Annotated in this window: 9 protein-coding genes and 1 pseudogene; 1 reads left to right on the plus strand and 9 read right to left on the minus strand. The window is 31.9% G+C overall.

All coding sequences use genetic code 11. The features are described 5' to 3' along the window. From ACIQZ1_RS09370 to ACIQZ1_RS09410, 9 genes and pseudogenes are all read right to left on the minus strand, one after another. Positions 1-582: TIR domain-containing protein (locus ACIQZ1_RS09370; RefSeq protein WP_396160757.1), on the minus strand; the 582-nt coding region annotated here is incomplete at its 3' end. Further along, a complete protein-coding gene (locus ACIQZ1_RS09375; protein ID WP_396160759.1) occupies positions 579-1,637 on the minus strand; it encodes a hypothetical protein in 1,059 nt (352 codons plus the stop codon). The genes ACIQZ1_RS09370 and ACIQZ1_RS09375, both read right to left, overlap by 4 nt. Before the next feature lie 332 nt (positions 1,638-1,969). Continuing rightward, positions 1,970-2,554 carry a hypothetical protein gene (locus ACIQZ1_RS09380; protein ID WP_396160761.1) on the minus strand — a complete coding sequence of 195 codons (585 nt, stop codon included), beginning with the start codon at positions 2,552-2,554 and terminating at the stop codon, positions 1,970-1,972. Positions 2,555-2,556: 2 nt separating this feature from the next. Further along, on the minus strand, positions 2,557-2,709 hold the full coding sequence (locus ACIQZ1_RS09385) for a hypothetical protein (RefSeq protein ID WP_396160763.1): 153 nt from the start codon (positions 2,707-2,709) through the stop codon (positions 2,557-2,559). 296 nt (positions 2,710-3,005) lie between these two features. Then, positions 3,006-3,425: pseudogene (locus ACIQZ1_RS09390) on the minus strand (TIR domain-containing protein); the annotation flags it as partial. Positions 3,426-3,458: 33 nt separating this feature from the next. Beyond that, on the minus strand, positions 3,459-3,845 hold the full coding sequence (locus ACIQZ1_RS09395; RefSeq protein WP_396160765.1) for a hypothetical protein: 387 nt from the start codon (positions 3,843-3,845) through the stop codon (positions 3,459-3,461). Continuing rightward, positions 3,842-4,216 (minus strand): hypothetical protein, encoded by a 375-nt coding sequence (locus tag ACIQZ1_RS09400; RefSeq protein ID WP_396160767.1) that lies wholly within the window; start codon positions 4,214-4,216, stop codon positions 3,842-3,844. Before ACIQZ1_RS09400 ends, ACIQZ1_RS09395 begins: the two co-directional genes overlap by 4 nt. A gap of 30 nt (positions 4,217-4,246) precedes the next feature. Beyond that, a complete protein-coding gene (locus tag ACIQZ1_RS09405) occupies positions 4,247-4,612 on the minus strand; it encodes a hypothetical protein (RefSeq protein ID WP_396160769.1) in 366 nt (121 codons plus the stop codon). Between the two features lie 304 nt (positions 4,613-4,916). After that, positions 4,917-5,831, minus strand: a complete 915-nt coding sequence (locus ACIQZ1_RS09410; RefSeq protein ID WP_396160771.1) for a hypothetical protein — start codon at positions 5,829-5,831, stop codon at positions 4,917-4,919. 117 nt (positions 5,832-5,948) lie between these two features. Here ACIQZ1_RS09410 and ACIQZ1_RS09415 point away from each other — a divergent pair, with 117 nt between their 5' ends. Continuing rightward, positions 5,949-6,260, plus strand: a complete 312-nt coding sequence (locus ACIQZ1_RS09415) for a hypothetical protein (protein ID WP_396160773.1) — start codon at positions 5,949-5,951, stop codon at positions 6,258-6,260. Positions 6,261-6,273 lie beyond the last annotated feature (13 nt).

Here is a 6,273-nt window from a genome sequence, read left to right on the forward strand (position 1 = left end):
TAAACAATCTTCATATTTTGTACCTTCTTCTTCAAATCCACCTTGCTCAATTAAATATCTACAAGTAGGTGAGATTAAATTCTCAAAATAAACAGAAGCTAGAGTTGAAGACGGAAAGAAATTTACTGAGGAATCTCTTTGGGTTCTGAATAAATCTCCAACTGTCGAAATTGCACTTACAAAACTATCAGGTTCTTTTTTAGAAAATCTGGCAAGTGAAATACCTTTAATGTCAGATAAAATATTCAGCTCTTTTTCAACCACAAAAGCACATTTAGATAAGCCTAAACGACCCATAAATAATCCTAACTCAAAAAGAACATTATCACGTGATTGAAGCTTTTCTTCATCCCTTACTATTACCTTGTCATCAGTTGTGCCAAGTAGAATACCAAAATCGTACTGTAAAGTTGCTTTGAGTAAATCGTGAAGGAAATTATTATTTATTTTGAATACAGCCATATCCCAAACAGTATCGTTCCAAATTGTTACTTCAAATTCAGGCTCTAAAATTTTCTTAGCTGATTCAGCTAGACTTAATTCTTCAGAAGATGAACCAATAAATATTCGTTTTTTTCTCATATTACTACTGCTTTTTTAAGGTCTAACAGAATAGATTCGATTTCCGATATTAGATTTCGTAAGCTATTTAATTTGGTACTATCATTACGGAATATGTATTCATTATCATCAACTGACTTTAATTTATTTGAATGTTCTATATTTTCAGATAAACTCTTTAGCTGTATGTAAATAATTGGCACTAACTCATAAAAGTTTTTATTTGAATATTTGTAAGTTTCAATGTCATAGCAAATAGCATTAAAATCAAAACTTGTTAGTTTAATTTCCAAATCTGAATCGGCTTTAATATTTTTTAGAAACCGAATCATTTTTTTCAGTCTTCCATTAGTCTCAGAACTTCTGTCATTTATTCTTTTAATACTTAGAAATGGGTAATCTGGGTTGCCTTTTGAGTTTAATGCTTTATTGTAAACCTGTATTCCACGAAAATCAGAATCTTTGTCTCTCAAAACAGCAGTTACATTATCATACCAATTCGCAATCACAATATCCACGACTCTGTTAAGACTTTTATTTCTTATTTTAATTGCTTTTGGATGTGATATATCGCAAATGTCATAAACAGGTATTAATGTATTTTCCGAATCTGTGCGATTTTTTTTTAAATCGTTTATCGCATTACCTGAATAACCTGCATTGTCAATTTCTCCCTGAAGTTTTTGAATTTGAGTAGTGTTTAATTGAGTTTTTAAGCTTTCTGTTGTTAATACTGTCGTTATTGATTTGCGGTCAAAAGTGTAGAATTTGTCGCATATTACTAGTAAATCAATATCACTAGTTCCTTTGATATGTGTATTTGTCATTACAGAACCTTGGTACTTGTAAACTACATATGACAAGTTATCCTTTAGGTGGTTTTGAACTCTTTCGCCTGCCAACCTACTTTTTTGAGTGTATTCAGGTTCGACGCCTTTCATTGCGTAACGCACATATTTTAAGATATCGCTATATGAAATAGAGGATAATTCATCTGAAAATGCTTTTTCAAGAATTAAGTTTTCAGGATTTGTTCTTGCCTGTATATTTTCTATTAATTTTCTGTAATCTTTCATTTTTTAAATATCTTCAATGGTTGGTTTACCTTGTGGCTAATGACCGCTCGGCTTTTTCGTCGTTTCAAGAGGAACTTGTTCCGAATTGAAATGCGTCAAAGGCGACAGTTGGGAGAACGTCGTGCGGAAGCAACGATGGTTTCCCGACTTTCGGCGTAGCCGAGCGGTCATTGGGAAAAATCGCCCTTCGGGACAATTTTTCCCAACGTTTTTTGGCTTTGCGAAGAGCAAGACTTCTGAAAACCAGGGTTTATATTTATTTTTACTGTTCTTTTTTACGACGATTCCGCAAAATTCTTGCTTTTTGCAAAACCACTGTTAGCCGTTCGGTTTTATTCCTCGTATTCTTCATTACATTTCACACAATATTTTGAGTAAAACACTGGGTTATTTTCAACATCGTATCTGTCATAACATTCCATTCTAATGTCGGTTGCAAATGACGCTTTTTGTGCAGATATAACAGGGTCAATTCCCTTATATTCGTAATTGTATAAAAACATTGTAAAAGCAGTTGTTAAATCAAGACTATTTACAGTTTGTTTTGCACCACAAACATATTTAATATTTGGACATTGTCCCATTAATGTATATACTACGTTTGAAATTCCACCGTTGCAACAATATAACATTACAATTCCATTCTCTGTTAAGCAATCTGTTTCACAAAGTAATGCTCCAATATCACTCCACATCAGGTTAAATTCGTTGTTGTCAGAGAAACAAACTTCATCTCCGTGACCTGCTAAACAAATATAATCATACTTTTTGTTTTCCAATAGTGGTTTTAATTCTTCCACTTTTCTAATATCTTTATGTTCAATATTAATTTTAAAATGGCTTACAAAATTAAAAAGTCCATTAACTGAATTTGTTAATACTTCATCTGTAATTCTAACAAAAAGTAGATTTTTCATATTTATACTATTCTTTTAAAAACAGATAATTCTATTTTATCAGAAACGTGTTGTTTAACTTTTACTTCTAAACAGTCTTGTTTAAGTTCTGATATTATTTCGTTAATCTGTCGGTTTAGTTTTCTTAATTGTTTTACATTTTCTTCTGTTGTCATTTTGTTTACGTCTTTTTTAGCACGTTACGCCTAAACTGACGGCTAATAGGCGGTCGCTTGACGAAGTCGTTTGATTTTTTCAAGCGACAAGTTGGGCGAAGTGACCGCCTATTGGGTGGAATGCCTCGGGCATTTCGCCCAACGTTTTGCAGCTACCCGAAGGGCGGGACTTTTACCACAAAACTTGATTTGAAAAACTAATGTTTGATTAACCACAAAACTGTCTTTGGAAAACGAAACCCCGCCTTTTGGGTAGGTGCTGTTATGCCCAGTGCTTTTGTCTGCATAGATTGCCGTCATTTACCAGCTAGTTTTGCTGCTTCTTCTATTCTGTTCGCCAACTTCTCTACGTCAACATACTTGTAAACTTTAAAACCTGCCGCCTCAATTGCTTTTGGAATATCTCCAACGACATCAGTTTCACCTGCATGGTTTTTTAAATGATGAATTTGCATACCAACAAGTCCATTACCACGTTTTAGAGATTGCTCTATTTCATAATTAATAAATTTCCTTCCTGCTGTTTTTGCTCCAATAAATACAACCGTTACAGTTGTGCCTACAAGAGCTTTGTCTATCATACTCTTTATAGCATCATCACTTTTCTTTTTTGCTTCTTCCCATAATGATGCATCTTTGAATCCAGCAGCTGCGTTTCCAGTAATATTTGGAATGCTTCGGATTTGATTTACTCTCCAAATATCTCTTTGATAATGGAAGCTAAAAAAACTGTTCTTGCCATTTTTATTTTATTTAAGGTAATACATTACAATGATTAGAGTGATAAATACTATTCCGTAAAATAGAATTAAGGTTTTAGAAAGTGCTGCACCAGCCCAGTCAAAAAAGCCTTTGTCAAATTGTTTTGTGTTTAAAGAAAAGTCAACGGAATTTGCTTTACGAACGTGGTCATAAACTTTCCTGAATAATCTTTCTTGATAGAGGTAATAACTGTCAAGTAACCAAAAAGCTATTGTCGGAAAGTATGCAACGATTACAAATTTTTGGTTTGCGTCTTTTGCTGCCAAAGCAAATAGGGCTGAAACTAGCGTAACTGTCCAACCTTTGATTAAGAAAGAGTTTTGTCCCATTCTGTTAATCACTCCCTGGGTAAATTCAAGATGTTTTTCTTTCATAGAATTGATGTGTTTAATTTATAAAGTAAATCAAGTGCAAATTGCGTCTCCTTTGGTATTTTGTTCCATTCAGACTCCCATTCATTTAAGTTGTCGGCATCAATTTTTGTCAAATGTCCGAGATATACATCATACTTTATTTTCAAGCTTTCATTTATAACACCACCTTTTGAAAACATTCTTGTGATTGCTGGTCTATACTCAGATAATTTCTTTCTCCTAATTAGTTCTGACATTGAAATTTCAGAATAAATCCAAGGGGATTCTGTTTGTGAAATAATTTCTTTTGTCGTAATGGAATTTGGAGTATTGAGAAAGAATAAACATTCTGCCTTATCTATCATCATATTTAAAGCTGTCGAAAGCATCATGTGAACGTGACTAGTGGAGTTGTTTATTTTTTAATAACTATATGTTTCACCACTTGGATTAAGGCAATATTTATTGTCAATCTGTCTTAACAAATCATTTGAATAACCCCAAATGCAAGAGTCAATAAATGTTGAGATTCCAAATTTTTCGTCTAGCCAACCTGCCAACGTAATTGCCATTTTTTCGTCTCTATGAGAATGCGAAATGAAAATGTCAGCATCAATTTGGGGGAACCAATTCGATTGCATTTTAGAGCCATTTATTGAGCCGTCTGGGGAAATAAAACTGTCAAGAGTTCTTTTAACAGTTAGTTTGTTAGCAGCGTTTAATGTCCTCCCTTTTTGATAAAAAAAGTCATTTTCAAAATCAAGTGTCAAATTAAATCCTCTATACATTACTCATTTCTTTATTGGTTGGTCGTCATTTTAGCATTGGGCATAACTTCTTTATATGCTCAGTTTTTATAAGTTTAGTTGAGAAAGCTATCACTTTTTTTTTGTATTTGTTCAAAATTAACCGATTGAATTTTAAAAACATTGAGCATTTTTACGCAATAAGTATAAAAATAAATACTTTGTTTTAAAACTACTATACGAAAATTGATTTCACCTATCGAAAACTCGCGTTATTTTCGATAATAAAAATTTTTAATTAGAAATTACTATTTTTTTTACAAAAACTTGAATATTTAATAGCCATTTACAAAGCTTGAATAAACTTTTTAAATTCCTTTTCATCCAATGCACCCATAGCTAATTGACCAGCTGTATTCATTGCATATATATTTTGTTTTGAAAAATCGATATAAGAATTTGTATGTAATGGTTTAAAAGCATCAAAATCTTTTGTTGGCACATCAATTCTATAATAATTTACGGTTTGGTTTGGCAAAAAACGTTGTTCAACAAATTGAGTCGCGCAATCTTTTGCAATTATTTTTATTGTATTATTCGTAGACTGTATTGTATTACTCCCCGCTCCTACTGAAAGAATATTTATCACTTCATATTCGGAAAATGCTTTTTTAAATATTTCGTCCTCCAAACAATATTTTGGATTTGCAGATATATGTTCTCCACTACAAAACACGGTGTCATTTATCTTGGTTGTTTTGAAAAAAGGTGAAGTTGCAAGTGAGGCATTTAGCAAATCTTCCGCTGTTAATTCGCTGGTAACTGCATTTACAATTTCAATTTCTCCTTTTGTTAGATTGTATAAGGGTATAATATTATTTTTACTGTTTTTTACATTTTCTAGATTACTGAACAAATGACTAACACTCTGTTTCAATTGCTGTTGACTACAAATTGTATTGGAAAGTTTTATATACGAAGTCCATTTTTGATTGTATATCTTAGCGGCAATAGCCTTATAATGTTCCGTGACTTGTTGTGCAGAAAAATAATCACCTTGGTAGTCTGGAATTTGATAGAGATAACTTAAAAGTGAGCTAGAACCAACTGATACAAACGTATCAAAAATGTCAACAATTTTTAGTTGTGAGTTGTTTTGCGTTTTTTGAAGTTCTTCTTCTATTTTTTGCAAGATGTAAGCCGAAATTAAATTTCTCACACCTCCTGAATCTATAGATAAAATATTTATTTTTGTTTTCATACCAAATAAAAAAAACAAAGTTATTAGGTCTGAATATTTATATATTGCGTAATATTACGCAATATATAAATAGTTTAAACTAGTATTTTTACGACTTAATTTTTAATTTATACTATAATGGAAATCAACAAAAACACAGGAGAACAAATTACGTTAGCTCAAGCTCAAGAAATGGTAAATGAATTTAGAAAACGTTATCCAGATTCAAAAAAGGGTTATTTTGCTGGGTCAAATCATTTTGATAAAATACTTCAACAAGAGGATTGTATTGGTTTAAGAATATATAACGGATATGATAAAGAAACTGATAGCACTAATTTAGTTATTGTTGGTGTAAATAGCAATAACGAAGACATGACAAAAGGGTATATTTTAGATAAAACAGCACCTTGTCCTGCTGTATGCCCTAGTAATACTGATTTAAGATAATGCTATACAGCTT

The organism is Flavobacterium sp., from assembly GCF_044341185.1.
GTDB lineage: Bacteria > Bacteroidota > Bacteroidia > Flavobacteriales > Flavobacteriaceae > Flavobacterium.

Bases quoted from the DNA above. Each gene is read 5' to 3' on its own strand.
- ACIQZ1_RS09375 (WP_396160759.1), bottom strand. From the start codon at position 1,637: ATGAAAGATTACAGAAAATTAATAGAAAATATACAGGCAAGAACAAAT.
- ACIQZ1_RS09380 (WP_396160761.1), bottom strand. From the start codon at position 2,554: ATGAAAAATCTACTTTTTGTTAGAATTACAGATGAAGTATTAACAAAT.
- ACIQZ1_RS09385 (WP_396160763.1), bottom strand. From the start codon at position 2,709: ATGACAACAGAAGAAAATGTAAAACAATTAAGAAAACTAAACCGACAG.
- ACIQZ1_RS09395 (WP_396160765.1), bottom strand. From the start codon at position 3,845: ATGAAAGAAAAACATCTTGAATTTACCCAGGGAGTGATTAACAGAATG.
- ACIQZ1_RS09400 (WP_396160767.1), bottom strand. From the start codon at position 4,216: ATGATGCTTTCGACAGCTTTAAATATGATGATAGATAAGGCAGAATGT.
- ACIQZ1_RS09405 (WP_396160769.1), bottom strand. From the start codon at position 4,612: ATGTATAGAGGATTTAATTTGACACTTGATTTTGAAAATGACTTTTTT.
- ACIQZ1_RS09410 (WP_396160771.1), bottom strand. From the start codon at position 5,831: ATGAAAACAAAAATAAATATTTTATCTATAGATTCAGGAGGTGTGAGA.
- ACIQZ1_RS09415 (WP_396160773.1), top strand. From the start codon at position 5,949: ATGGAAATCAACAAAAACACAGGAGAACAAATTACGTTAGCTCAAGCT.